Genomic DNA, 25,125 nt, shown 5'->3' on the forward strand with positions numbered 1-25,125 from the left:
GGTCCGGAGTGATCGTTGTCACGAGTTCGTTCCTGGTGGTCTTACCGCGGTGCGGGGGCGGTGGAGCGGTGCTGGTCAGGGCTTGTAGTCGACGGGCAGGTTGGCGGCCTGCGCCCCGGTCGGCGGGATCTGGAGGGTCTTGAGGGCGAACTCCATCACCTGCTTGTAGATGGGACCGCAGATCTGACCGCCGTAGTAGCTGCCGGAGGTGGCGTTCTGGATGGCGCAGTAGACGGTGATGCGGGGGTTGTCCGCGGGCGCGAAGCCCGCGAACGACGAGGTGTAACCGTGATACTTGCCGGTGGCCGGATCCACACGGTTGGCCGTGCCGGTCTTGCCGGCGACGTTGTAGCCGGGGATGCGGGCCAGATTGCCGGTGCCCTGCTCGTCGTCCACGACGGACTCCAGCATCTGGGCGAGCGTCCTGGCGGTCTTGTCGCTGACGACCCGCGTCTGTCCGGGTTTGGGAGCGGGGGTGAAGCGCCCGTCGGCGCCCTTGGTGCCGCGCACCAGGGTCGGCTCGACGCGGACCCCGCCGTTGGCGATGGTCGAGTACACGGAGGCGGCCTGCATCGCGTTGATGGAGAAGCCCTGGCCGAAAGGAACCGTGTACTGCTGCGAAGTGGACCACTTCTGGTACGGCGCGAGGATGCCCGGGGTCTCGCCGGGGAAGCCGAGCCCGGTGTAGCTGCCGATGCCGAACTTGCGCAGGTACGAGTAGAGGACCTTGTTGGCCGCGTCCTGCGTCTTGCCCAGCTGGCCGGTGGCCAGGATGGTGCCGATGTTGCTGGACTTGGCGAGGACGCCGTTCAGCGTGAGGTACCAGGTCTTGTGGTCGACGTCGTCGGAGAAGAGCCGGTCGCCGCGGTGCAGCCGGTTGGGCACGACGACATGGGTGAGCGGGGTGGCCGCGTTCTCCTCCAGCACGGCCGCCATGGACATCACCTTGGCGGTGGAGCCGGGTTCGTAGGCGTCCTGGACCGCCGCGTTGCCCATGGCCGCGGAGTCCGCCTTGGACAGGTCGTTGGGGTCGAAGCCGGGTGAGTTGGCCATCGCCAGGATCTGGCCGGTACGGGTGTCCTGGACGACGACGTAACCGCGGTCCGCCCTGGACTTCTTCACCTGCTCGGTGATGGCGTTCTGCGCGGCCCACTGGATGTCGCGGTCGATGGTCAGCTCGACGTCGGCGCCGGGCACGGCGGGGGTCTGGGTCGATCCCGCCGTGGGCACCTCACGCCCGCCGGCCTGGGCATAGCGGATCTGGCCGTCCTTGCCCGTCAGCGCCTTGTTCAGCTCCTGCTCGATGCCGCCGGCGCCCTGGCCGTCGGCGTTGACCCAGCCCAGTATCCCGGCGGCCAGATCGCCGTTGGGGTACACACGCTGGCTGCTGGGGTCGGCGAAGACACCGGCGAGCACGTTGACGGTGCGCTTGTCCGTCCCCGCCTTCGCGGCGAGCGCGGCCCTCAGGTCCTTGATCTGCTTCCAGACCTGCGGGGTCTGCCGGGTCGCGAGCCGGGTGTAACGCGAGTTCCTGTTCGCGGGCCGCAGCTTCTTGACGATCGTGGCCTGGTCCTGCCCGAGGATCGGCGCGAGCAGAGCCGCGGCCTGCTCCGGACCGTCGTCGATCTTCAGCTGCTTGGCGCTGAACATCGTCGGGTCGGCCGTGATGTCGTACGCGTCCTCGCTGACGGCCAGGGCCACGCCGCTGCGGTCGGTGATCCCGCCGCGCTCGGCAGTCAGGGTGTGCACGACGTAGCGGTTCTGGTCGGCCCGGGCGGCGTACTCGCTCGCGTCGACGGCCTGGACCTGGAAGAGCCTAACGACGAAGGCGATCAGCACCAGGGTCAGGGCCAGGCTGACCATGCGCAGCCGGGGACGCGGGCTGCCGAGCCGGAGCTTGGAGCGGACCGGCGGCCGGGCGCCGCTGGGCCGGCGTACCGGCCGGGCACCGGGCCCGGGCTGCCGCCGCACGGCGCTCCTCGGCCGCGGAGGCTTGACCGGACCGGGCACACGGCGGCGCGGCGGTTCCCTGTCGGACACTTCCGTCACCTGCCGGGGGTCGGGGTGGAGGCGGTCTGGGGGATGGGCGGCGGGGGGACCGCTGCCGCCGGGGCGGAGGGAGCAGGGGTGCCCTGGGACCTGGCCGGTGAAGCGGAAAGCGCCGGGGTCGCAGAGCCGGGCAGGGCGCCGGCCGGATCCGGGGAGGCGGAGAGGGCGCCGGCCGGGTCCGGAGAGGCGGAGAGGGCGGCGGCCGGGTCCGGAGAGGCGGAGAGGGGGGTGGCCGGAGAGGCGGGAGGGGCAGCGGCCGGGGTCATCGTCTCGGGGACCACGGGGGCGGTGAAGGCGGCCGCATCGTGGGCCGCGGCGCTCGGCACGCCCTTGACCGTGCCGCCGGGGCCCAGGAAGGCCGGATCTCCGCCGGGCACCATGCCGAGTTCGTGGGCGCGGCGCTGGAGGGCGTCGGGCGAGGAGTAGGCGTCGATGTCCCGCTGGAGAGCCTGTTCCTCGTCGGTGAGGCTCTTCGTCCGCTTCTGCAGGTCGGCGAGTTTGAACGAGCCTTCACTGAGGGCGGAGTTCAGGACCAGCAGCCCGATGAGGCCGCCGCCGAGGACCAGGACGACGAGGAGGACGAACGGGGTGCGGGCCGCCCGCGCGCGGCCGGCCGGGAAGAGCCGGGCGAGCCGTGCGGCCCGCCCCCTCAGTTCGGGTTTCCTGCTCACTGCTCCCCCGTCTCCCTCACTCCGCTTCCTCCCTGATGCGCTCGGCGCCGCGCAGCCTCGCCGGTGCGGCCCGGCGGTTCTCGGCGATCTCTTCCTCGGTGGGAAGTTCGGCACCCCGGGTGAGCAGCTTGAGCCGCGGCTGGTAGCGCTCGGGCACGACCGGCAGCCCGGGCGGCGCGGTCGAGGCGGCACCGGCCGCGAACACCTGCTTGACCAGCCGGTCCTCGAGCGACTGGTACGACAGCACGGCGATGCGCCCGCCGACGTCGATGGCCTGCACCGCGGCCGGGATCGCCCGCTCCAGGACGGACAGTTCACCGTTGACCTCGATGCGCAGCGCCTGGAAGGTGCGCTTGGCGGGGTTGCCGCCGGTGCGCTTGGCGGCCTGCGGCAGGGCGTCCCGGATCAGCTCCACGAGGCGGGCGCTGTTGCTGAACGGCTCCTTCTCGCGCTCGCGCACGATCGCGGCCACGATCCGCTTGGCCTGCTTCTCCTCGCCGTACGCGCGCAGGATGCGCACGAGTTCGCCCGCCGGGTAGGTGTTGAGGACCTCGGCGGCGCTGACGCCGGTCGTCTGGTCCATGCGCATGTCCAGGGGCGCGTCCTGGGCGTAGGCGAAGCCGCGGTCGGCCTCGTCCAGCTGCATGGAGGAGACCCCGAGGTCGAACAGGACGCCCTGCACGCGCGCGATGCCGAGTCTGCGCAGTACGTCGGGCAGTTCGTCGTAGACGGCGTGCACGAGGGTGGCGCGCTCGCCGAAGGGCGCGAGCCGCTCGCCGGACAGGCGCAGCGCCTCCTTGTCCCGGTCGAGGCCGATCAGCCGGGCCTCGGGGAACCGGGTCAGCAGCGCCTCGCTGTGCCCGCCGAGGCCGAGGGTGCAGTCGACGACCACCGCTCCCGGCCGCTCCAGGGCGGGCGCCAGCAGATCCAGGCACCGCTGGAGCATCACCGGGACGTGTCGACTCTGGCTCAAAGGGGCCTCTCAGATCCTGCGGGCCCGTACGCACTGCCGGGTCCCCGCCTGCTCGTGAAGAGGGGGGTCTGCCGGCGCCGGAAGCGTCAGCCGGACCGGGAGCGGGAGGAGGCCGAGCCGTACGTACGCGCCGCGCACGCGGGGAGACGGTCCGGGTACGGTCCGGGGTCTCCAGGGGTTTCACCAGCAGGGAGAGCCACGCCTCCCGCTTCGCGTCACTTTAGTCCACCGTGTCTCGCGGTCAATCAACCGGCCTGCGCGTCGCGTACCGCATCGCGGCGGAAGCTGCAATTCGACGGGATTCACCCGTCCGGACCATGTTTGCCGTCCGTGTGGGTTAGCTCACAACAAGCCACCCTGGTGTTCTTTGTCCGCTCTCACAGCAGGCCAGGGCCGAGGGTGGCCAGTAACGTCATGGCTATGACGACTTCCGCAGCAGTTCCCACTGGATCCGAAGGCGCCATAACCCACGGCGGCACCGTGACCGACCGCCTGGTGAAGGCCAACCAGGGCTACGCCGCCGAGTTCAGCGACCCGGGCATGGACGCGCGCCCCGTCCTCCAGGTCGCGGTCGTGGCCTGCATGGACGCCCGGCTCGACCTGCACAAGGCACTCGGCCTGCAGCTCGGCGACTGCCACACCATCCGCAACGCGGGCGGCGTCGTCACCGACGACGTGATCCGCTCCCTGACCATCAGCCAGCGTGCGCTCGGCACCCGCAGCGTCGTGCTCATCCACCACACCGGCTGTGGCATGGAGTCCATCACCGAGGACTTCCGCCATGACCTCGAGATGGAGGTCGGCCAGCGCCCGGCCTGGGCGGTGGAGTCGTTCCGGGACGTCGACCAGGACGTGCGCCAGTCCATGCAGCGCGTGCGCACCTCGCCGTTCCTGCTGCACACCGGCGACGTGCGCGGCTTCGTGTTCGACGTGCGCACGGGTCTGCTGCGCGAGGTCGACCCGGCCTGACCGGGAGAGTTCGCCCCGGCCCGACCGGGCCGACCGGCCGTCCGCCCCGGAAACACCGCACTCCCCATCCCGTTTCCGTATCGAGAACAGGGTCGAAAAGGCCGTAAGACCGACATCGTGCGGGCAGTTGTCCACAGGCGAGTGACACGAATCGGTAACGGCAGCAAGAATGCGGGGTGTGACGTCACACGGAACCTTTCCCGTGTGGTGTCCGTGTTTCGGGGTGGGCCGGTTTCGCATCGCAGCGTCGGCCCGGAGAACGGGCCGAGGAGGGCCGGGTGACGACCTATGACGATCGAGCGAGCCTCACTGATCTGACCGCCACGGTGGAGCGGGTACGCGATTCGGTGGAGGGCGTGATCGAGGGCAAGCCCGAGGTCGTACGACTCGCGCTGACCGTGCTGCTCGCCGAGGGCCACCTGCTGATCGAGGACGTGCCCGGCGTGGGCAAGACGATGCTCGCCAAGGCGCTCGCGCGGTCCATCGACTGCTCGGTGCGGCGCATCCAGTTCACGCCCGACCTGCTGCCCTCGGACATCACGGGCGTGTCCATCTGGGACCAGCAGCGCCGGGACTTCGAGTTCAAGCCGGGCGCCATCTTCGCGCAGATCGTGATCGGCGACGAGATCAACCGCGCCTCGCCCAAGACCCAGTCGGCGCTGCTGGAGTCCATGGAGGAGCGCCAGGTCACCATCGACGGGCAGACCTACGAACTGCCCAGTCCCTTCATGGTGGTGGCCACGCAGAACCCGGTCGAGATGGAGGGCACCTACCCGCTGCCCGAGGCCCAGCGCGACCGCTTCATGGCCCGCGTCTCGGTCGGCTACCCCAGCGTGGAGGCCGAGCTGCAGATGCTCGACGTCCACGGCGGGGTCAGCCCGCTGGAGGACCTCCAGCCGGTGGCGCACGCGCACGAGATCGTGAAGCTGGTCGAGGCGGTGCGCGGCGTGCACGTCGCGGAGCCGGTCCGGCGCTACGCGGTGGAGCTGGTCGCCGCCACGCGCACCCACCCCGACCTCAGACTCGGCGCCTCCCCGCGCGCGACACTGCACCTGCTGCGCGCGGCGAAGGCGACCGCGGCCCTGTCCGGCCGGGAGTACGCGCTGCCGGACGACGTGCAGGCACTCGCCGTCGCCGTCCTCGCCCACCGTCTGCTGCCCACCGCCCAGGCCCAGCTCAACCGCCGTACGGCCGAGCAGGTCGTACAGGAGATCCTCCAGAGCACCCCGGTGCCCGCGGCGCCCGGGCAGCAGGGCGGCTTCGGCTCTCTGGGCCGAGGCGTCCCGGCGTATCCGCAGCAGCCCCCGCGGAGTCTTTGATGAGCGCCGGGGGGACCGGGCAGGCGGAGGCCGACCGCGGGGAGGCGGGCGGTGTCCGAACGGCACTGGCGGGTCTGACGACCCGTGGCCGCTCCTTCCTGGCGGCCGGGATCGCGGCCGCGATCTGCGCCTACGTCCTCGGCCAGAGCGATCTGCTGCGGGTCGGCCTGCTGCTGGCCGTGCTGCCCCTGCTCTGCGCGACCGTGCTCTACCGCACGCGCTACCGGGTGGCCGCCACCCGTCGGCTCGCCCCCGCGCGCGTGCCGGCCGGCAGCGAGGCCCGGGTGCACCTGCGGATGGACAACGTCTCCCGGCTGCCCACCGGCCTGCTGATGCTCCAGGACCGGGTGCCCTACGTCCTCGGGCCCCGCCCCCGGTTCGTGCTGGACCGCGTGGAGCCGGGCGGCCGCCGCGAGGTCTCCTACCGGGTCCGCTCCGACCTGCGCGGCCGCTACCCCCTGGGCCCGCTGCAGCTGCGGCTGACGGACCCCTTCGGGATGTGTGAACTGACCCGCTCCTTCTCGGCGTTCGACACGCTCACGGTCATCCCGCGCGTGGAGCCGCTCGCCCCGGTCCGCTTCAGCGGCGAGGCCAAGGGGTACGGCGACGGGCGGCAGCGCTCGCTGGCCCTGGCGGGCGAGGACGACGTGATCCCGCGCGGCTACCGCTACGGCGACGACCTGCGCCGGGTGCACTGGCGGTCCACCGCACGCTACGGCGAGCTGATGGTGCGCCGCGAGGAGCAGCCCCGGCGCTCCCGCTGCACCGTCCTGCTGGACACCCGGGGCGGTGCCTACGAGGGCGCGGGCCCCGACTCGGCCTTCGAGTGGGCGGTCTCCGCCACCGCCTCGGCGCTGGTGCACATGCTCGAACGCGGCTTCTCGGTACGGCTGCTGACCGACAGCGGCAGCGCGGTGCCCGGCGAGGGCGGCGACGGGTTCGGGGGCGGCGGCCCGGAGACCGCGGACGCGGCCGGGCTGATGATGGACACCCTCGCGGTGATCGACCATTCCGACGGCACGGGCCTGTCCCGGGCCTACGACGTGCTGCGCGGTGGCAACGAGGGGCTGCTGGTGGCCTTCCTGGGCGATCTGGACGAGGAACAGGCCGCGACGGTCGCCAAGATGAGCCGGCGCAGCGGCGGTGCCGTCGCCTTCGTGCTCGACCCGGACACCTGGGTGCGCGAGGCGACCGACGTGCCACGGCCCGGGGACCGGCACGCGGAGCGGTTGCGCATGTTGCGCGAGGCGGGCTGGACGGCACTGAGCGTGCCGCGCGGCGCCGCGCTGAACGCACTGTGGCAGCAGGCGGACCGGGAGCGTTCGGGTCTGGCCTCGTTGAGCGGGGAGGCGACGGGATGAGCGGGCGGGCACGACTGGCGCTGTGCGCCGCCGCGGCCACGCTGATGGCCTCCTGCGCGCTGCTTCCGCTGGTGGACGGACCGACCTGGCTGCTGCAACTGGTCCCGCTGGTGGCCGTGCAGAGCGGGGTGGGCGCGGCGGCCCGCCGGGTGCCGCTCGGCCGTCCGCTGACCGTGGCGGCGCAGGCGCTGGCCACCCTGCTCCTGCTGACCCTGGTCTTCGCGCGGCAGCACGCGATCATCGGGCTGATCCCCGGCCCGGGCACCTTCCGTTACCTGGCCGCCCTGCTGCAGCAGGGCTCCACCGACGTCGGCGAGTACGCGATACCGGCGCCGCTCACCGAGGGCATCAAGCTGATGCTGATCGGTGGGGTCCTGCTGATCGGCCTGCTGGTGGACACCCTCGCGGTGACCTTCCGCAGCGCAGCCCCGGCCGGGCTGCCGCTGCTCGCGCTGTACTCGGTGGCGGCCGGGCTGTCCGACGGCGGGGCCGGCTGGCTGTGGTTCCTGGTGGCGGCGGCCGGCTATCTGATGCTGCTGCTCGCCGAGGGCCGCGACCGGCTGGCGCAGTGGGGCCGGGTCTTCGGCGGCGGGCCCCGCTCCCCGGGCGTTCCGGACGGCGGCGCGGTGGCCCCGGTGCGCACCGGGCGCCGGATCGGCGCGGTGGCGCTCGGGGTGGCCCTGCTGGTGCCGCTGGCGCTGCCCGCGATGAGCGGCGGCCTGCTGGACGCTGCCGGTACCGGAGTGGGGGCAGGCAACGGCAACGGTGGCACGGTCTCCGCGGTCAACCCGCTGGTGTCGCTGCGCGACAGCCTGAACACGACCAACGACCGCCAGGTGCTGTCCGTGAAGACCAGCACCAACGACGTCTCGGACCTGTATCTGCGGATCGTCTCCCTGGACGACTTCGACGGCACCACCTGGAGACCGGCCCAGCGCCACATCGTCGGCGTCCCGGACACGCTTCCCACGCCCGTCGGCCTGAGCGCGGACGTCAAGCGCGGCACGGTGACCACGACGATCTCGGCGGCGGACTGGTACGCCCAGGACTGGCTGCCGATGCCGTACCCGCCGAGCGGGGTGAAGATCGCCGGCCGGTGGCGCTACGAGCCCGTCGGCATGACCCTCGTCGGCGACCACGGCCAGAACACCCGCGGGGAGACCTACCAGGTGACCAGCCTGGACGTCGAGCCGACCGCGCAGCAGCTCGCCTCCGCGCCGGAGCCGCCCGCGGCCCTCAAGCGCGAGTACACCCAGGTGCCGGCCGCGCTGCCCAAGGTGGTGGCCCAGACGGCCAGGCAGATCACCGCGGGCACGCGCAACCACTACGAGGAAGCGGTCAGGCTCCAGGACTACTTCGCCCTCACGGGCGGTTTCCAGTACGACACCCAGGTCGAGGTCGGCCGCGGTCCCAACGCCATCGCAACCTTCCTGAAGAAGAAGCAGGGCTTTTGCGTCCACTTCTCCTTCGCCATGGCGGCGATGGCCCGCACCCTCGGCATCCCGGCGCGGGTCGCGGTGGGCTTCGCCCCGGGCACCCCGCAGCCCGACGGCACGGTCTCGGTGAACCAGAAGGACGCGCACGCCTGGCCCGAGCTGTACTTCGAGGGCGTGGGCTGGACCCGCTTCGAGCCGACCCCGACCCGGGGCACCACGCCGTCGTACACCCAGTCCGACACACCGGGCACCTCACTGCCGGACCAGGGCCTGCCGTCGCACCAGTCGTCCACGGCGCCCTCGTCGGCCGCCTCGCCCAGTGGGAACTGCTCGCCCAAGCTGGTCAAGCTCCAGGGCTGCGACACCGCGTCCGCCGCGGCGGTGCCGCACAGCGGTGGCGGGGGCGCGGGTCTGTGGTGGGCCCTGCTGATCGGGCTGGCCGCGCTCGTGGTGCTGGCCGTTCCGCTGTCGCCGTTGCTGTGGCGGGCGCGGATGCGGTCGGTGCGGCTGGGGACGCATGCCCGGACCGAGGAGGGTGCGGCGGCACACACCCTGGCCGCCTGGCAGGAGCTGGCCGACAGCGCCTGGGACTACGGCATCGCGCCGGACGAGTCGCTGACCCCGCGCGGCGCGGCCGACCGGATCGTCAGGCTCGGCGAGCTGGACCCGGCGGCCGGTGCCGCGGTGCACCGGGTGGCGGACGCGGTGGAGCAGGTGCTGTACGCGCCGCGACCGCGCCCGGCGACGGGTGCGGCACAGGACGTGCGCCGGGCCGTCGAGGGGCTGCGCGGCGCGGTCGGTGCCGGTGCGCGACTGCGGGCGCTGTTCCTGCCCCGCTCGGCGGTGCGGGTGCTGTGGGCAGCCTCGGCCCGCTGGTCCGCGCTGCGGGCCCGGGTGACGGCGGCCCGACCGAGTCTGCGCCGTCCGTCGGAGCAGCGGAGCTGAGACGCAACGTGTGAGGGGCGGCCACCCAAGGTGGCCGCCCCTCACACGTTGTCTGTCGGTGCCGGCACAGTCCGTCGGCGGCGTCAGCGGCCCTGTTCGTCCCGGCGGCGCTGCCAGCGCTCCTCGATCCGGTCCATCATGGACCGCTTGGTGCGCACCGGGCGGCGAGCGGCGCCCGCGGGCTGCTCGCCCGGTTTGGGGGCCTTGCGCCAGCCGGTGACGGCGAGTACGGCACAGCCGAGCATGACGAGGAAACCCACCACGCTGACCCAGATCAGCTGCGCGACCATTCCGGCCATGAGGAGCGCGATACCTACGAGAAAGCCTGCGACCGCCTGGTAGACCCGGCGCCGGGTGTACGTGCGCAGTCCGCTTCCCTCAAGCGCCGACGCGAACTTGGGATCTTCGGCGTACAGCGCTCGCTCCATTTGCTCGAGCATGCGCTGCTCGTGCTCCGAGAGCGGCACGGAGTCCTCCTCATCGTGCAGTCGCCGGGGCGACCCGGGGGGTCCCTTCAGGATAGGCAGGGAATCGCCCCCGTGAAACCCGCCCCTCTACGCCAATTGGCCAACCGGGATCCGTCATGGCCGTCCCGGCTCGCTGAGGCTTCCATTCCCCTGCGGCCGACCCGTCATGCCGGGTGGTGCACCTCGATCATACGGCGCAAACCCCTCGATCGGAGGTCTTGTGTCGTACTCCATCCGCCCTCGATGCCCTGATCAGCGGTGGGTCCCGGCAGTACGGTCAGGCCTCGGCGGCACCCGGCGTCTCACCGAGCACATGCAGCTGGGTGGCGACGGAGTGGAACGCGGGCAACTCCGCTGCGGCGGCCTCCAGCTTCAGGAGCGCCTCGAGGGCGCCGGGCTCGGTGTCCACCAGGACGCCGGGAACGAGGTCGGCGAAAACCCGCACACCGTGCACGGCTCCGATGGCCAGGCCCGCGCCTTCGACCAGCGCGGTGAGCTGCTCGGCGGTGAACCGGCGCGGCATCGGGTCGCCGCTGCCCCAACGGCCGTCGGGGTCCTGGAGCGCCTGCCGGGCCTCGGTGAAGTGGCCGGCGAGGGCGCGGGCGAGCACGGCACCGCCGAGCCCGGCTGCGAGCAGACTGAGGACGCCCTCCGTGCGCAGGGCCGCGACCGCGTTGCTCACGCCCTCGGCCGGGTCGTCGACGTACTCCAGGACGCCATGGCACAGCACGGCGTCGTAGCCTCCGCGCTCGACCACGTCGAACAGGCCGTGGGCGTCGCCCTGGACGCCCCGGACCCGGTCGGCGACGCCGGCCTCGGCGGCCCGGCGCTCCAGCGCGAAGAGCGCGTTCGGGCTGGGGTCGACCACGGTGACATGGTGGCCGAGCCGGGCGAGGGGCACGGCGAAGTTGCCGCTGCCGCCTCCGGTGTCGAGGACGTCCAGCGAGTCCCGGCCCGTGGCCTTGACCCGGCGGTCGAGGGCGTCCTGCAGGACCTCCCAGACCACGGCGGTACGGAGAGAGGCGCGGGGGCGCGTCGGGTCCGACACGGCAGTTGACTCCTCGGCAGGGCGGAACGCTTCAGGCGACCTCCACCCTATTGCCTCCGGTGCTCTGCCGGTCACCGCGACCGGACAGGGCGCGCTGCGTCTCGCTCGGCGGACTTCTCGGTGCTCAGCCCGCGTCCGGAAGGTCACCGCGCGCTCTCGGGCCGGTCCCTTCCCCGCCGTCCCGGGCGTCCCTGCGGGGCTGGGGCAGGACGGGCTGGAGGACGAGCATCCGCTCCACGATCCGCAGGAACATCCCGACGTCGCGTATGAGGTCGTCGGCATCACGCTGTCCGGCCGCGCCCTGGATACCGGCCTCGGCGCGGGCGCGGCGGGCGGCGCCGGAGGCGAACAGCGCGCTCCACTCGGTCAGTTCGGGTGCGATCTCGGGGAGCACCTCCCAGGCGCTGCGGATCCGCGCGCGGCGACGCGGTGAGGTCTCGGGGCGCCCCAGGGCGGCGAGTACGGCGGCGGCGGTGCGCAGGGCGGCGAGGTGGGCCGTCGCATAGCGTTCGTTCGGCGTGTCCAGGACGGCGGCCTCCTCCAGTCCGGCGCGGGCCTGGGCGAGCAGGTCGAGGGCGGCGGGCGGGGCCGTGGTCCGGCGGAGCACGGGGTGCACATCGCTCGCCCGGCCGGTCAGTGAGGGGGCAGGGCCGGTGGCGCGGCGCCGGCGGGCGGCGGCGGACGGGTTGGCCATGACGAACCTCCTGTCGTCTGGGTGACGGCACGGGTGCCGTATGTGCCCATCGTGAGGTATGGCACTGACAATCCGATCTGACCTGCGGCTTTGCTTCGATCGTAGGTTCGGGCGTATTTTTGCACTGACCAGTCAGTTCAAATATTGGCGATCAGGCAGGGGGCTGGTGGACGGCGTGAACGTCACGGCCGAGGGACTCGGGCTCAAGGGACCGCGGGGATGGGCCTTCCGCGGCATCACCCTCGACGCGAAGCCCGGCTCGCTCATCGCGATCGAGGGACCGTCCGGCTCCGGCCGTACGTCGTTGCTCCTCGCGCTCACCGGGCGGATGAAGCCCACCGAGGGAACGGCCGCCGTCGGCGGACTCGGGCTCCCCAAGCGGATGGCCGCGCTGCGCCGGATCAGCGCGGTGGCCAACGTGTCCGGGGTGACCGACCTGGAGCCGGCCCTGACCGTTGGCGAGCACCTGCGCGAACGGGCCCTGCTGCAGAGCCGGTTCACCGACTCCCTGCCCGACCTGCTGCGTCCCCGCCCGCAGCGCGCGCACGAGGCACGGCTGCGCGTCGATGCGGCGCTGGCCGCCGCAGGGCTCGACCTCGAGTCGCTGCCCAAGGGCTCCCGCACGGCCGTACGGGACCTGGAGCGGCTCCAGGAGCTGCGGCTGTCCGTCGCCCTGGCGCTGCTCGGCCGCCCCGGGCTGCTCGGCGTCGACGACATCGACCTGAAGCTCTCGGACGCCGAACGCGCCGAGGCCTGGGACCTGCTGCGCTCACTCACGCGCGCGGGGACGACGGTCGCGGCCGTCTGCCGCACCGCGCCCGCCGACTGCGTGGCCGTACGGACCGGGGCCAAGGACGCCGAGGCCAGGGGCGACGAGGACGCCGCGGCCGGCGCGAACGACGACACGGACGACGAGAAGAGCGACCCCGAGGAGGATGCCGATGCGCTCGCCTAGGCTGGCCGCGCTCGAGCTGAGGCGTTTCGGGCGCGGGAAGCTGCCGCGCGCCGCACTGGTCGCGCTGCTCGTGCTCCCGCTGCTCTACGGCGCCCTGTACCTGTGGTCCTTCTGGGACCCGTACGGCCGCCTGGACCGCATCCCGGTGGCTCTGGTCAACGACGACAAGGGCGCCACGGCGGGCGGGAAGAGGATCACCGCCGGGGACGACATCGTCGCCGGGCTGCGCGACAGCCGCACCTTCGACTGGCACGAGGTGAGCGACGAGGAGGCCCGCAAGGGCGTCGAGGACGGCACGTACTACCTGTCGCTGACCATGCCGGCGGACTTCAGCGGGCGGATCGCGTCCAGTTCGGGGAACTCCCCCGGGACCGGCGCCCTCAGGGTGCGCACCAACGACGCGAACAACTACATCGTCGGCCAGATCTCCCGCACCGTCTTCAACGAGGTGCGCTCGGCCGCCTCCACGAAGGCCTCCCGCACCTTCCTGGACAAGATCTTCGTCTCCTTCTCCGACATCCACGGCAAGACGGTCACGGCCGCCGAGGGTGCCGACCGGCTGAACACCGGTATCGGCAAGGCGGAGAAGGGTTCCAAGGACCTCGCGGACGGCCTGCAGGACGCCAGGAGCGGCAGCGGCAAGCTGGCCAAGGGCCTGAAGAAGCTGGACACGGGGGCCGGTGACCTCCAGGACGGGTCCCGGCAGGTCGCCGACGGCACCCAGGCGCTCGCCGACAAGGTCAACGGCGTCTACGACCAGGCCGGTCCGTTCCTGAAGGACAACGAGAAGACCATCGGGGACACCGCCCGCCTGGTCTCCGACTCGGCGAAGACGGTCAAGGACAACCTCGACGTCCTGATGAAGCTCGCGCCGGTCGCCGACAAGACCGTGCACGGCTCCTCGGCCGTCCTGGACACGATCTACCGGACGCGCTGCGAGAACGCGCCCCTGCCCGACCCTGCCTGCGCGGACCTCGAGCGGGCCAGGACGGCCGCGGCCGAGGTGACCACCGTCGCCGACGACCTCGACACGCTGGTCGCCGACCAGGACGGCGACCTGAAGACGATGCGGGCCAACCTGGGCACGCTGCAGAAGCAGGCCGACGCGCTCGCCGCGCGCGCTCCGCACCTGTACGAGGACGTCGACGACGCCGTCAAGAAGATCGACAAGCTGAACGACGGCGCGCAGCAGGTCGCCGCGGGCGCCAAGAAGCTGCACACCGGGCTCGGCACCGCCCGGGCCGGCGCGGACACCCTGGACACGGGCATCGGCACGGCCGCGTCGGGCGCCCAGACCCTCAACGGCGGCCTGTTCAAGCTGTCCGACGGCTCCGGGAAGCTCGCCGGCGGGCTGCACGACGGCGCGAAGAAGATCCCGGACTACGACAAGCACCAACGCGACGCGCGCACCGGGGTGATGGCCGACCCCGTCCAGCTCGCCTCCCAGGACCTGCACAAGGCACCGAACTACGGCACCGGGTTCGCCCCGTACTTCATCCCGCTGTCCCTCTGGGTCGGCGCGATGGTGGCCTACATGCTGATCCAGCCGCTCAACCGGCGTGCCCTGGCGGCCGGTTCGTCCGCATGGCGGATCGCGCTCGCGGGCTGGCTGCCGGTGGTCGCCGTGGGCGTGCTCCAGGTGTCCGCGCTGATGGCCGTGCTGCACTGGGCGATCGGGCTGCAGATGCTGCACGCGGCCGGCACGATCGGCTTCCTGTTCCTGGTCACGGCGTGCTTCGCCGCGATCGTGCAGTGGCTGAACGCCCGCTTCGGCGCGGCCGGCCGGATCCTGGTGCTGGCGCTGCTGATGCTCCAGCTGACCTCGGCGGGCGGCACGTACCCCGTACAGACGAGTCCGGGCTTCTTCAACGCGATCCACCCGTTCCTGCCGATGAGCTACATCGTGGCGGCGCTGCGCCGGCTGATCACGGGCGGCGGACTCGGTCCGGTCTGGCAGGCGTGCGCCGTGCTCGCCGCGTTCACCGCGGGGGCGCTCGCCCTGACCGCCCTCGCGGCCCGGCGGCGCCAGGTGTGGACGCTGGACCGGCTGCATCCGGAGCTGAGTCTGTGATCCCCGGTGACGCCCCGCACGCGCGCGTACCTGTGAGAATCGGGTCCATGGAAAGCAGCAGCGCCAGGTCCGGCGGCAGCACGCGCCGCGAGGCCACCCGGCAGAAGCTCTACGAGGCGGCCGTCACGCTCATCGCCGAGCAGGGCTTCTCCGCGACGACGGTGGACGAGATCGCCGAGCGGGCCGGGGTCGCAAAAGGCACGGTCTACTACAACTTCGCGAGCAAGTCGGTCCTCTTCGAGGAACTGCTGCGCCACGGTGTGGGCCTGCTCACCGCCTCGCTGAAGGAGGCCGCGGAACAGACCGCGCGCGAGGGCGGCAGCAAGGTGGACGCGCTGGACGCGATGATCCGCGCGGGTCTGGTCTTCATCGACCGCTACCCGGCCTTCACCCAGCTGTACGTGGCCGAGCTGTGGCGCACCAACCGGGCCTGGCAGTCCACGCTGATGGTGGTCCGGCAGGAGGCCGTCGCGGTGGTCGAGAGGGTGCTGCGCGAGGGCGTGGCGGCCGGGGAGTTCAGCGACGAGATCGACATCCCGCTGACGGCGGCCGCGCTGGTCGGCATGGTCCTGGTGGCCGCCCTGGACTGGAAGTCCTTCCAGGCGGAGCGCTCCCTGGACGACGTCCACGCGGCCCTGTCCCGGCTGCTCCAGGGACGCGTGAGCGGCAAGGGCTGAGCCCTCCTGCCCGGACATGTGAGGAAGGCGCCGGTCCGCTGTGGGACCGGCGCCTTCCGTTTCCCCTTGTTCCCCGTACTCCCCCGTACGGTTCTCCCCCGTTGGTCCCCCGTGGGTGGTCGCTCCCCCGGGTCCCCCGTCTCGCTTCCGCCGACGGATCGGCGGAAGGAGCGGCCAGGTGGCGGGCGCCGTTCCGCCGCCCCGTGTCGGCGGTGCCGGGCCGCTCCCCTTGCCGTGCCTCCACTGTCCCGTCCGCACGGGTCGCGCCCCATCCGCGCGGGTACTCATCTCGCGGCCTAGGTACGGATACTCAGCCGTACGCGCGCGTGCCCGGGCCTGCGGCCCGCCGCCTGGCTACGATCGCGTCCGTGTCCGTACTCCCCCTGGTCTTCACCAGCGGCTGGGCCAGCGGCATCAACGCCTACGCGGTGGTGCTGCTGCTCGGTCTGTTCGGCGTGACGGGGGTGAGCGACGACGTCCCGCAGACGTTGCAGCGCCCCGAGGTGCTGATCGTCGCCGGTGTGCTGTTCCTGTGCGAGGCGGTCGCCGACAAGATCCCGTACGTCGACTCGGTGTGGGACTCGGTGCACACGGTGGTCCGGCCGCTCGCGGGCGCCTGGGTGGGCATGCTGCTCGCCGGGCACAGCGGCTCGCTGTCGGACGTGGCGGCCGGTCTGGTCGGCGGCTCGACGGCACTGGCCAGCCACACGGTGAAGGCCGGGACGCGGATGGCGGTCAACACCTCGCCGGAGCCGTTCAGCAACTTCGTGCTCAGCCTCGCCGAGGACCTCGGTGTGGGCGGCATCATGTCGTTCGCGATGTTCCACCCGCAGGCGGCGGCGATCGTCGCGGGTGTCCTGCTGGCCGGCGGGCTGGTCGTGCTGGTCCTCCTGATCTCCCGCATCCGGCGCTTCCTGCGCCGCAGGGCGCAGCGGCGCGAGGAGCGGCGGCTGGCCTCGCGGTCACCCTGAGCCGCCCGGAGGCCGGATTGTCAGTGGCGGTCGATAAAGTCGCAGGCATGGCACGGATTGCGGTGATCGGCGCCGGGATGGGCGCGATGGCGGCCGCTGCCCGGCTGGCCGTCGCGGGCCACCGGGTGGTGGTGTACGAACGTACGCAGACGTACGGCGGCGCGGTGCGCCGGTTCGAGCGGGACGGGTTTGCTTTCGACACCGGCCCCGGCCTGCTCACGCTGCCCGCCGTCTACCGCGATCTGTTCGTCAAGACCGGCAAGGAGCCGCTGGAGGACTGCGTCGAGCTGGTCCAGGTCGACCCGTCCTCGCGGCATCTCTTCGCGGACGGCAGCGAGGTGTGCCTGCCGAACGCCTCGCGCGCGGGGGTGGTCGCGGCCCTGGACGAGGCGCTGGGCGCGGGCACGGGCGAGCGGTGGGGCGACTTCCTGGTGCGGGCCCGGGAGGCCTGGGACCGCACCCGCAGGCCTCTGCTGGAGGAGCCGCTGTGGCCCAACTGGCAGGTGCTGGCCAGGAAGGAGCCGTATCCGGGCGTCCCGCACAAGCGGCTGCTGCGCACGCGGCGCGCGAGCACGCCGGCCGAGATCGGCGCCTGGGAGCTGCGCGACGAGCGGCTGACGGCCCTGCTGGAAAGCTGCGTGCTCGGCTACGGCCTCGACCCGCGGACCGCTCCGGCGAGCGCGGCCGTGCTGCCCTACATGGAGCATGCCTTCGGCACCTGGTACGTGCGCGGCGGCATCCGGGAGTTGGCGCGCGCGGTCTACGAGCGGTGCCTGAAGCGGCGGGTCGAGTTCGTCTTCGACGCGGAGGTCATGCGCATCCTGGAGAAGGACGGGCGGGCCACGGGTGTGGAGTTGCGGGACGGCACGGTGGCCGAGGCCGACCATGTCGTGGCGGACGTGGACCCGGCCCGGCTGAAGGCGATGACGGACCGTCCGCTGGACGCGGACGGGGATGTCCGGGTCAATGCCTTCACGCCCCGTCCGGGGCGGTTCACCGTGCTGCTGGCCCTGCGCGGCGGGCGTGGGTCCGGTGCCGCGCATCGCACGGTCGTCCACGCGCCGGACCCGGAGTCCGAGCTGGACTTCCTGGGCTCGGGGGTCGCAGACCAGCCGCCGTGTCCCACGGTGACCGTGCTGCGCCCCGACGACCCGGCGCTCGCGCCGGACGACGGCCACGAGTCCATGGTGCTGTCCGCGGTGGTGCCGAGCGCTGTCGACTGGGAGGACGAGAACATGGTCCGGCAGTACACGGACCATCTTTTCGAGGCCGCCGAGGCCGCGATACCGGGCCTGCGGGACCGCGTCCTGTGGCAGGAGGTGCGCACACCCGACGACACCGACGACGAGACGAGTGCCTTTCTCGGCGCGGTGCCGGCCCCTTCACTGGCCGCCGGCGGGGGCCGTTTCCTGCACCCGTCCAACACCACACGGCTGCCCGGTCTGTACCGGGTGGGCGGCTGGTCCCACCCGGGCGGCGGGCTGCCGCACGCGGGCATGTCGGGCGCGCTGGTGGCCGGGCTGATCGTGGAGGGCTTGGAGTTCCGCGGCTCCCAGTGAGCCGGGCTCAGCCTTCAGAAACGGTACTGCTCGTCGTATCCGGCGCCCGGCTGCGGCTGCTGCTGGGCGTGGTCGTGCCCCTGGTAGGGGTAGGGCTGCTCCTGGGGCAGTTCGCCGCCGTAGCCCTCGTCGGTGCGCTGCTGCGGCACCCACACGCCGCCGGACGGGGTCTCGCCGTAGCCGCCCCCGGCGTACGGGTCCTGGGCGTAGCCCTGCTGACCGTACTGCCCGGAGTACCCGGGGTCGTAGGCACCGCCGCCGTAGGACTGGCTGCCGATGTACGGGTCGGAGTAGTTGGCGTAGCCCTGCTGGGCGCCGGCGTCGTAGCCGTAGCCCTGCTGGCCGTAGCCGGAGTAGTCGTAGGCGTAGGCCTGCTGCCCGGTGCCCTGGGGCTGGGCCGCGTGTGTGGCGGTGGCACCGTAGACGCCGTAGGCGCCGGTGTCCTCCGGCATCGGCTGGGGCTCGTAGACGGCGGTGGTCTCGGCGGCGGTGGGCTCACCGGGCCGGACCGGGGTGAAGACGTCGTCGCGGTCGTAGTCGTCGTAGGTCTCGTGACCCTGGGCGTAGCCGGGCTGCTCGGGCTCCCGCTCGTCCTCGGCGCCGACGGGCTCGAGGTCGGAGACCTCCAGCGTCGGATCCTGCCGGCCCGCCTTGCCGCGGCGGCGCTTGCTGCCGGAGCCCGCGTCGCTCTCGCCCTCGGGCCGCTTGACCGCCCAGCCGGCGGCGAAGCCGCGGCGGAACGACAGGGTGACGTAGGTCTGGCCGACGGCGAAGGCGATGGCGCCCGCGCCGATCACGATGACGGACGGCATCAGTACACCGACCACGACACCGAGGAAGCCGGCGAAGGCGAGCAGCCGCCAGCGCAGCCGCGCCTTGTACTGCAACAGCACCTCGCCGAGCAGCCACAGTGCGACGACGCCGAACGCGATGTAGAGGACCGTCCAGCCCATGTACGCCCCTCTCCCAGTGGCCGCTACGCAGTGTGTCGTATCGCGGTGCGGCCGGTCTAGGCCTGCGGGGGGTGGTGCAGGCCCAGGTTCTCGTAGATTTCCAGGGTCGCCGTGGAGTTGTTGAGCGTGATGAAGTGCAGTCCGGGCACTCCCTCGGCGAGGAGCCGAGCGCAGAACTCCGTGGCGAAGTCGATACCGATGGAGCGTACCGCCGCCGGATCGTCCTGTGCTGTGAGGATCCGCTCTTTCAGGGCGTCCGGGAAAACCGCATTGCTGAGTTTGGGCAACCGTTCCAGCATCTTCACGCTGGTGACCGGCAGAACTTCGGGGATCACCGGAGTCCGGCAGCCCGCGGCCACCACACGGTCGCGCAGCCGGAGATACGACTCCGGCTGGAAGAACATCTGTGTGATGGCATAGTCGGCGCCCGCACGGCACTTGTCCACGAAGTGGGCGACGTCGGTGTCCCAGTTCGCCGAGCGCGGGTGCATCTCCGGGAACGCGGCGACGCCCACGCAGAAGTCCCCCGACTCCTTGATGAGCCGGACCAGCTCGGCCGCGTAGGTCAGGCCCTTGGGGTGTGCGACCCATGCGCCCATGGGGTCGCCGGGCGGGTCGCCGCGCACGGCGAGCATGTTGCGGATCCCGGCGTCCGCGTACTGGCCGATGATGTTGCGCAGTTCGGCGATGGAGTGGTCGACCGCGGTGAGGTGGGCGACCGGGGTGAGCGTGGTGTCGGCGACGATCTGCTGGGTCTCCTTGACCGTACCGGCACGGGTGGAACCGCCGGCACCGTAGGTCACGGAGACGAAGTCGGGGGCGACCGCCTCGACCCGCCGCAGGGCGCTCCACAGGTTCCGCTCGCCCTTGGGGGTCTTCGGCGCAGAGAACTCGAACGAGTACGTCGTCTTGCCGGTGGCCAGGATGTCGCGCACGGTGCGTGCACGATCAGTCCTGGTGGATGCGGTTCCTAGGGCCATACGGGCAGGTTAGCCAGGGGTGGGCGGTCCCCCAACCGGACGCCGGAAATTTGCCCGATTTGTCGGCCTGCTGTCCACCCCTTGGACACAATTCCGGACAGGGCGGCCACGGCCACCGCCGTCAGGCCCGTCGCAGCCGCTCGGCGAACTCCGCCGCGGCGGCTCCCGGGTCGTCGGCCTCGGTGATCGCACGGACGACGACCACCCGGCGGGCACCCGCGTCCAGCACCTCGTCGAGGTTGGACAGGTCGATGCCGCCGATCGCGAACCAGGGGCGCTCGGTGCCCAGAGCGGCCGTGTACCGCACCAGGTCGAGGCCGGGCGCGGGGCGGCCGGGCTTGGTGGGGGTGGGCCAGCAGGGGCCCGTGCAGAAGTAGTCCACGCCGTCCTGCGCGGCGGCCGCGGCGGCCTCGGACTCGGCGTGCGTGGAACGGCCGATCAGCACCTCGTCGCCGAGGACGGCGCGGGCCGCGGGGACCGGCAGGTCGCCCTGGCCGAGGTGGAGCACGTCGGCGCGGGCCGCGTGGGCGACGTCCGCGCGGTCGTTGACCGCGAGGAGCTTGCCGTGCCGGGCGCAGGCGTCGGCGAAGACCTCCAGGTGGGCCAGCTCCTCGGCGGCCTCCATGCCCTTGTCGCGCAGCTGCACGATGTCGACACCGCCGGCCAGGACCGCGTCGAGGAACTCGGGCAGGTCGCCCTGGCGCCTGCGCGCGTCCGTGCACAGGTACAGGCGGGCGCCGGCGAACGCGGCGCGTGCGGTGTCGGACATGCGTGGGTCCCCCCGGGTGGGTGTCGCTGTCGGCTGTCATGGGTGGCGTGCGGGCTGCGACGGCCCGCACGCCACCGGTGGTACGGGTCGGCTCAGACGGCGAGCGCCTGGGCGCGGCGCTTCACCTCCGTGCCGCGATTCTCGCTCAGGGCCTGCGCGGGGGTGCCGGGCAGGGTCGGGTCGGGGGTGAAGAGCCACTCGAGCATCTCTTCGTCCGTGAAGCCGTCGTCCCGCAGGAGCGTCAGGGTCCCGGTCAGGCCCTTGACGACCTTGTCCCCGTCGATGAAGGCGGCGGGGACGTGCAGCGCCCGGTTCTCACCTCGGCGTACGGCGATGAGCTGGCCCTCCTTGACCAGCTGCCGCACGCGCGTCACCTCGACGCCGAGCATCTCGGCGATGTCGGGGAGGGTGAGCCAGGCGGGGACGAGAGCATCGATCTTTGCGTCAATCTCGGTCACGGAATCAAGCCTGCCATCCCCCACTGACAGTCGGAAGTCAGGCAGGTCCAGCCGGGAGGGTGGGCTAGCCGGCCGTTGCATCCTTCAGGGGTCTGCCCGGGTCGGACAGCGCCTGCGCGTCCATGCTCCGGCCCGCTTCGATCAGCCGTCGCCCCTGGGCCAGGTCACGCGGGCGGCCGACGGCCAACAGGGCCACCAGGCGGTCCCCGCGCAGCCAGCACACCGTCCAGGCGGGGCCGGCCGGGTCGCCGCGCCACACCAGTCGGTCGGCCCCGGCGTGGTGCCCGGCGTACTGCACGAACCGGCCGAACTGCTCGGACCAGAAGTAGGGCACCGGGTCGTACACCGCCGGGGTCTCGCCCATGATGTTCGCGGCGACCGTGCGCGGGCCCTGCAGGGCGTTGTCCCAGTGGTGGACGAGCAGCCGTTCCCCGTAGCGGGCCGAGGGGAAGGAGGCGCAGTCGCCGACCGCGTACACGTCCTCGACGCCGGCGCGCAGGTGGGCGTCGGCGAGGACCTCGCCGTGCGGGCCCAGCCCGATGCCGGAGCCGGCCAGCCAGCCGGTGGCGGGGCGGGCACCGATGCCGACGACGACGGCGCCCGCGGGCAGCCGTGTGCCGTCGGCGATCAGCACCGCGCCGGGCTCGACGCGCTCCACGCGCGCGTGCGTGCGCAACTGCGCGCCCGCGTCGGCGTACCAGCGGGCCATGGGCGCCGCGACCTCGGCCGGCAGAGCGCCCGCGAGCGGCCGGTCGGCGGCCTCGACGACGGTGACCTCGCAGCCCGCCTCGCGCGCGGCCGTGGCGAACTCGGCACCGATCCAGCCGGCGCCCACGACGACGACCTCGTGCTGGCGGGCGAGCACGGGCCGCAGTCGCTCGGCGTCGTCCAGGGTGCGCAGCAGGTGCACACCGGGCACCCCCTCGGTGCCCGGCAGCAGGACCGGCTCCGCGCCCGTGGCGAGGACCAGGACGTCGTAGGGCACCGGGCCCGCCTCGGTGTCCAGCTCGTGCTCGGCGGGGCGCACGCCCAGCGCCTCGCAGCCGAGCCTCAGCTCGACGCCGAGCGACTCGAAGTCCACCTCGAAGGCGGAGCCCTCGGCCTTGCCGAGCAGCACGGCCTTCGACAGCGGCGGCCGGTCGTACGGCTGGTGCGGTTCGGCTCCGATCAGGGTGACGGCCCCCCGGAAGCCCTGTTCCCGCAGCGCGACCGCGGTCTGCACCCCGGCCATGCCCGCGCCGACGACGACCACGCGCCGCCCCTGTGACGTGCCCTCACGGGCTGTGTGCTCGCTCACCTGATCACCATAGACAGGTGACGGATTGTGAGTCAGCGGTCGTGTTCGGTGACCTGTTCCACACCGGCGGGTCGCGGGGCCGCGGGCGGGGCTCTCTTACGGGTGACGGGCGGGGCGGGCTAGGGTGGCCTCCGTACAAGCACTCGCGGGAGCCCGGACGCACCGGGCTGAGAGGGAGGCTGGCGGCCTCCGACCGTACGAACCTGATCCGGGTCATGCCGGCGAAGGGAGGGGCTGGACGCCCATGTCCTCAGGTACGTCCGACGTCCTCGTCATCGGGGGCGGAGTCATCGGCCTGGTCACGGCCTGGCGCGCGGCGCAGCGCGGGCTCGCCACGGCCGTGGTGGACCCCGAACCCGGCGGCGGGGCCGCGCGGGTCGCGGCCGGGATGCTGGCCGCGGTCACCGAACTGCACTACGGCGAGGAGACCCTGCTCGCCCTCAACCTGGAGTCCGCCCGCCGCTACCCCGGGTTCGCGGCCGAGGTGACCGAGCTGACCGGCCACGACCTCGGCTACCGCCGCTGCGGCACCCTCCAGGTCGCGCTCGACGCCGACGACCGCGCCCACCTGCGCGAGCTGCATGCCCTGCAGGAGCGCTGCGGCCTGGAGTCGGAGTGGCTGTCCGGGCGGGAGTGCCGGCGTCTGGAGCCGATGCTCTCGCCCGTGGTGCGCGGCGGGCTGCGGGTGGACGGCGACCACCAGATCGATCCGCGGCGGCTCGCGGCGGCCCTCGTGGTCGCGTGCGAGCGGTCCGGGGTGGTGTTCCACCGTGCGTGGGCCGAGCGGCTGGACGTCGTACGGGGCCGGGCTGCCGGGGTCACCACGGCCGACGGCACCGAACTGCGCGCGGGACAGGTGGTCCTCGCGGCCGGAAGCCTGAGCGGGCGGCTCGCGGGGGTGCCCGAGGCGCTGCTGCCGCCGGTGCGGCCGGTCAAGGGCCAGGTGCTGCGGCTGGCCGTACCGCGCGCGTACGCGCCGTTCCTGAGCCGTACCGTGCGGGCCATCGTCCGCGGCGGCCACGTCTATCTGGTGCCCCGCGAGAACGGTGAGCTGGTCGTCGGCGCCACCAGCGAGGAACTGGGCTGGGACACGACGGTGACGGCGGGCGGCGTGTACGAGCTGCTGCGCGACGCCCATGAGCTGGTGCCCGGCATCACCGAGCTGCCGCTCACCGAGACCCGTGCCGGGCTGCGCCCCGGCTCGCCCGACAACGCGCCGCTGCTCGGCCCGTCCGGGCTCGAGGGACTGGTGCTGGCCACCGGGCACTACCGCAACGGGGTGCTGCTCACTCCGGTCACCGGCGATGTGCTGGCGCGGCTGCTGGCCGACGGCGAACTGCCGGAAGAAGCCCGTCCGTTCACGCCGCAGCGCTTCGGCGCCGTCCTCCAGGAGCAGTCCGTATGAGCACGTCCGTCATGATCTCGATCTCCGTCAACGGCGAACGCCGGGACGTCGCGGCGGGCACCGCCCTCGATTCCGTCGTGCGCTCCCTGGTCGCCGCGCCCTCCGGAGTGGCCGCGGCCGTCAACGAGACCGTCGTCCCGCGCACCCAATGGGCCGGCACGTTCTTGACCGAGGGCGACCGTGTGGAAGTCCTCACCGCCGTGCAGGGGGGCTGAGCCATGGCCGACGACTCCTTGGTTCTCGGCGGTACGGCGTTCTCGTCGCGGCTGATCATGGGCACGGGCGGTGCGCCCAGCCTGGAGGTGCTGGAGCGGGCGCTCATCGCTTCCGGTACGGAGCTGACGACGGTCGCGATGCGGCGGGTGGACCCCTCCGTGCACGGCTCGGTGCTGTCCGTGCTGGAGAAGCTGGGCATCCGGGTGCTGCCGAACACGGCGGGCTGTTTCACCGCCGGGGAGGCAGTGCTGACCGCGCGGCTGGCCCGGGAGGCGCTGGGCACGGATCTGATCAAGCTGGAGGTCATCGCCGACGAGCGCACGCTGCTGCCGGACCCGGTGGAGCTGCTGGATGCGGCGGAGACGCTGGTGGACGACGGGTTCACGGTGCTGCCGTACACCAACGACGACCCGGTGCTCGCGCGCAAGCTCGAGGACGTCGGGTGTGCGGCGGTGATGCCGCTGGGCTCGCCGATCGGCTCGGGACTCGGGATCCGCAATCCGCACAATTTCCAGCTGATCGTGGAGCACGCGCGCGTGCCGGTGATTCTGGACGCGGGGGCCGGTACGGCGTCCGACGTGGCGCTGGCGATGGAGCTGGGGTGCGCGGGTGTGATGCTCGCCTCGGCCGTGACCCGGGCGCAGGAGCCGGAGCTGATGGCGACGGCGATGCGGCATGCGACGCAAGCGGGCCGGCTGGCCCTGCTGGCGGGGCGGATCCCGCGGCGGCACTTCGCCGAGGCCTCCTCCCCGGCCGAGGGACGGGCCCGGCTGGACCCCGAGCGCCCTGCCTTCTAGCGGCCGGCGCAAGCGTCACAGCTCGGCTGCAGTCCGTGCGCTCGGCAGCACGGCGTGCGGCACTGTCGGTCGGTCCTCGTAGACT

Annotated in this window: 23 protein-coding genes and 1 riboswitch; of the genes, 12 read left to right on the plus strand and 11 right to left on the minus strand. The window is 72.6% G+C overall.

Translation table 11 applies throughout. From position 1 onward, the window contains the following. Positions 1–75: 75 nt before the first annotated feature. Genes GQF42_RS13430 through rsmH form a run of 3 tightly spaced genes read right to left on the minus strand, consistent with a single transcriptional unit; the run spans position 76 to position 3,693 of the window. Positions 76–2,040 carry a peptidoglycan D,D-transpeptidase FtsI family protein gene (locus tag GQF42_RS13430; protein WP_325100325.1) on the minus strand — a complete coding sequence of 655 codons (1,965 nt, stop codon included), beginning with the start codon at positions 2,038–2,040 and terminating at the stop codon, positions 76–78. Positions 2,041–2,045: 5 nt separating this feature from the next. Continuing rightward, positions 2,046–2,720 (minus strand): FtsB/FtsL family cell division protein, encoded by a 675-nt coding sequence (locus tag GQF42_RS13435; RefSeq protein ID WP_158919867.1) that lies wholly within the window; start codon positions 2,718–2,720, stop codon positions 2,046–2,048. A 16-nt stretch (positions 2,721–2,736) separates the two neighbouring features. Continuing rightward, positions 2,737–3,693: a 16S rRNA (cytosine(1402)-N(4))-methyltransferase RsmH gene (gene rsmH, locus GQF42_RS13440; protein WP_158919868.1), complete on the minus strand. Its 957-nt coding sequence runs from the start codon at positions 3,691–3,693 to the stop codon at positions 2,737–2,739. Positions 3,694–4,113: 420 nt separating this feature from the next. Here rsmH and GQF42_RS13445 point away from each other — a divergent pair, with 420 nt between their 5' ends. The 4 genes from GQF42_RS13445 (at position 4,114) to GQF42_RS13460 (ending at position 9,723) form a co-directional block, all read left to right on the plus strand. Further along, positions 4,114–4,662, plus strand: coding sequence for a beta-class carbonic anhydrase (locus GQF42_RS13445; RefSeq protein ID WP_158919869.1), 549 nt, complete (start codon positions 4,114–4,116; stop codon positions 4,660–4,662). 278 nt (positions 4,663–4,940) lie between these two features. Beyond that, entirely contained in the window at positions 4,941–5,981 is a 1,041-nt protein-coding gene (locus GQF42_RS13450; RefSeq protein ID WP_158919870.1) for an AAA family ATPase, read from the plus strand. Continuing rightward, positions 5,981–7,342, plus strand: coding sequence for a DUF58 domain-containing protein (locus tag GQF42_RS13455; RefSeq protein WP_158919871.1), 1,362 nt, complete (start codon positions 5,981–5,983; stop codon positions 7,340–7,342). The genes GQF42_RS13450 and GQF42_RS13455 overlap by 1 nt, the downstream gene beginning before the upstream one ends. Beyond that, the gene (locus GQF42_RS13460; RefSeq protein WP_158919872.1) at positions 7,339–9,723 is read left to right on the plus strand and encodes a transglutaminase TgpA family protein; all 2,385 of its coding nucleotides are present in this window, start codon (positions 7,339–7,341) and stop codon (positions 9,721–9,723) included. Before GQF42_RS13455 ends, GQF42_RS13460 begins: the two co-directional genes overlap by 4 nt. Before the next feature lie 83 nt (positions 9,724–9,806). Here the strand turns inward: GQF42_RS13460 and GQF42_RS13465 are convergent, their stop codons facing one another. From GQF42_RS13465 to GQF42_RS13475, 3 genes are all read right to left on the minus strand, one after another. Continuing rightward, the gene (locus GQF42_RS13465; protein ID WP_158919873.1) at positions 9,807–10,190 is read right to left on the minus strand and encodes a DUF3040 domain-containing protein; all 384 of its coding nucleotides are present in this window, start codon (positions 10,188–10,190) and stop codon (positions 9,807–9,809) included. A 277-nt stretch (positions 10,191–10,467) separates the two neighbouring features. Continuing rightward, positions 10,468–11,238: a methyltransferase gene (locus tag GQF42_RS13470; RefSeq protein ID WP_158919874.1), complete on the minus strand. Its 771-nt coding sequence runs from the start codon at positions 11,236–11,238 to the stop codon at positions 10,468–10,470. A gap of 124 nt (positions 11,239–11,362) precedes the next feature. After that, entirely contained in the window at positions 11,363–11,932 is a 570-nt protein-coding gene (locus GQF42_RS13475) for an SAV_6107 family HEPN domain-containing protein (RefSeq protein ID WP_158919875.1), read from the minus strand. Between the two features lie 166 nt (positions 11,933–12,098). On the opposite strand from GQF42_RS13475, the gene GQF42_RS13480 reads away from it, so the two are divergent. From GQF42_RS13480 to GQF42_RS13500, 5 genes are all read left to right on the plus strand, one after another. After that, a complete protein-coding gene (locus GQF42_RS13480) occupies positions 12,099–12,887 on the plus strand; it encodes an ATP-binding cassette domain-containing protein (RefSeq protein ID WP_233273338.1) in 789 nt (262 codons plus the stop codon). Continuing rightward, positions 12,874–14,958 carry a YhgE/Pip domain-containing protein gene (locus GQF42_RS13485; RefSeq protein ID WP_158919877.1) on the plus strand — a complete coding sequence of 695 codons (2,085 nt, stop codon included), beginning with the start codon at positions 12,874–12,876 and terminating at the stop codon, positions 14,956–14,958. Before GQF42_RS13480 ends, GQF42_RS13485 begins: the two co-directional genes overlap by 14 nt. A 47-nt stretch (positions 14,959–15,005) precedes the next feature. Further along, on the plus strand, positions 15,006–15,635 hold the full coding sequence (locus GQF42_RS13490; protein ID WP_158919878.1) for a TetR/AcrR family transcriptional regulator: 630 nt from the start codon (positions 15,006–15,008) through the stop codon (positions 15,633–15,635). A 368-nt stretch (positions 15,636–16,003) separates the two neighbouring features. Continuing rightward, positions 16,004–16,606: a DUF4126 domain-containing protein gene (locus GQF42_RS13495; RefSeq protein WP_158919879.1), complete on the plus strand. Its 603-nt coding sequence runs from the start codon at positions 16,004–16,006 to the stop codon at positions 16,604–16,606. Positions 16,607–16,653: 47 nt separating this feature from the next. After that, positions 16,654–18,165, plus strand: coding sequence for a phytoene desaturase family protein (locus tag GQF42_RS13500; protein WP_199272671.1), 1,512 nt, complete (start codon positions 16,654–16,656; stop codon positions 18,163–18,165). Between the two features lie 14 nt (positions 18,166–18,179). On the opposite strand, the gene GQF42_RS13505 is transcribed toward GQF42_RS13500, so the two are convergent. The 5 genes from GQF42_RS13505 to GQF42_RS13525 all read right to left on the minus strand — a co-directional run bounded on the left by GQF42_RS13505 (position 18,180) and on the right by GQF42_RS13525 (position 22,622). Beyond that, positions 18,180–19,118 carry an SCO2102 family sporulation regulator gene (locus GQF42_RS13505; RefSeq protein ID WP_158919880.1) on the minus strand — a complete coding sequence of 313 codons (939 nt, stop codon included), beginning with the start codon at positions 19,116–19,118 and terminating at the stop codon, positions 18,180–18,182. A 56-nt stretch (positions 19,119–19,174) separates the two neighbouring features. Beyond that, positions 19,175–20,098: a methylenetetrahydrofolate reductase [NAD(P)H] gene (metF, locus tag GQF42_RS13510; protein WP_158919881.1), complete on the minus strand. Its 924-nt coding sequence runs from the start codon at positions 20,096–20,098 to the stop codon at positions 19,175–19,177. Positions 20,099–20,219: 121 nt separating this feature from the next. Then, the gene (thiE, locus tag GQF42_RS13515; RefSeq protein ID WP_158919882.1) at positions 20,220–20,867 is read right to left on the minus strand and encodes a thiamine phosphate synthase; all 648 of its coding nucleotides are present in this window, start codon (positions 20,865–20,867) and stop codon (positions 20,220–20,222) included. A gap of 92 nt (positions 20,868–20,959) precedes the next feature. Beyond that, positions 20,960–21,325 carry an Rv2175c family DNA-binding protein gene (locus GQF42_RS13520; protein ID WP_158919883.1) on the minus strand — a complete coding sequence of 122 codons (366 nt, stop codon included), beginning with the start codon at positions 21,323–21,325 and terminating at the stop codon, positions 20,960–20,962. Positions 21,326–21,389: 64 nt separating this feature from the next. Next, positions 21,390–22,622, minus strand: coding sequence for an NAD(P)/FAD-dependent oxidoreductase (locus GQF42_RS13525; protein WP_158919884.1), 1,233 nt, complete (start codon positions 22,620–22,622; stop codon positions 21,390–21,392). Positions 22,623–22,757: 135 nt separating this feature from the next. Further along, positions 22,758–22,869, plus strand: a riboswitch (TPP riboswitch). Between GQF42_RS13525 and thiO the strand changes: the two genes are divergently transcribed. From thiO to GQF42_RS13540, 3 genes are all read left to right on the plus strand, one after another. After that, positions 22,867–24,027 carry a glycine oxidase ThiO gene (thiO, locus tag GQF42_RS13530; RefSeq protein WP_158919885.1) on the plus strand — a complete coding sequence of 387 codons (1,161 nt, stop codon included), beginning with the start codon at positions 22,867–22,869 and terminating at the stop codon, positions 24,025–24,027. Its footprint overlaps the riboswitch before it by 3 nt. Beyond that, entirely contained in the window at positions 24,024–24,242 is a 219-nt protein-coding gene (gene thiS / locus GQF42_RS13535; RefSeq protein ID WP_199272672.1) for a sulfur carrier protein ThiS, read from the plus strand. Before thiO ends, thiS begins: the two co-directional genes overlap by 4 nt. 3 nt (positions 24,243–24,245) lie before the next feature. Then, complete coding sequence (locus tag GQF42_RS13540) at positions 24,246–25,040, plus strand: thiazole synthase (RefSeq protein WP_158919886.1); 795 nt, start codon at positions 24,246–24,248, stop codon at positions 25,038–25,040. The last annotated feature ends 85 nt before the right edge of the window (positions 25,041–25,125 follow it).

This window comes from Streptomyces broussonetiae, from assembly GCF_009796285.1.
Taxonomy (GTDB): Bacteria; Actinomycetota; Actinomycetes; order Streptomycetales; family Streptomycetaceae; genus Streptomyces; species Streptomyces broussonetiae.

Coding starts and splice junctions, on each gene's coding strand:
- GQF42_RS13490 (WP_158919878.1), top strand. CDS start 15,006: ATGGAAAGCAGCAGCGCCAGGTCCGGCGGCAGCACGCGCCGCGAGGCC.
- GQF42_RS13500 (WP_199272671.1), top strand. CDS start 16,654: ATGGCACGGATTGCGGTGATCGGCGCCGGGATGGGCGCGATGGCGGCC.
- GQF42_RS13540 (WP_158919886.1), top strand. CDS start 24,246: ATGGCCGACGACTCCTTGGTTCTCGGCGGTACGGCGTTCTCGTCGCGG.
- GQF42_RS13460 (WP_158919872.1), top strand. CDS start 7,339: ATGAGCGGGCGGGCACGACTGGCGCTGTGCGCCGCCGCGGCCACGCTG.
- metF (WP_158919881.1), bottom strand. CDS start 20,098: ATGGCCCTAGGAACCGCATCCACCAGGACTGATCGTGCACGCACCGTG.
- thiE (WP_158919882.1), bottom strand. CDS start 20,867: ATGTCCGACACCGCACGCGCCGCGTTCGCCGGCGCCCGCCTGTACCTG.
- GQF42_RS13475 (WP_158919875.1), bottom strand. CDS start 11,932: ATGGCCAACCCGTCCGCCGCCGCCCGCCGGCGCCGCGCCACCGGCCCT.
- thiS (WP_199272672.1), top strand. CDS start 24,024: ATGAGCACGTCCGTCATGATCTCGATCTCCGTCAACGGCGAACGCCGG.
- GQF42_RS13505 (WP_158919880.1), bottom strand. CDS start 19,118: ATGGGCTGGACGGTCCTCTACATCGCGTTCGGCGTCGTCGCACTGTGG.
- GQF42_RS13455 (WP_158919871.1), top strand. CDS start 5,981: ATGAGCGCCGGGGGGACCGGGCAGGCGGAGGCCGACCGCGGGGAGGCG.
- GQF42_RS13485 (WP_158919877.1), top strand. CDS start 12,874: ATGCGCTCGCCTAGGCTGGCCGCGCTCGAGCTGAGGCGTTTCGGGCGC.
- thiO (WP_158919885.1), top strand. CDS start 22,867: ATGTCCTCAGGTACGTCCGACGTCCTCGTCATCGGGGGCGGAGTCATC.
- GQF42_RS13445 (WP_158919869.1), top strand. CDS start 4,114: ATGACGACTTCCGCAGCAGTTCCCACTGGATCCGAAGGCGCCATAACC.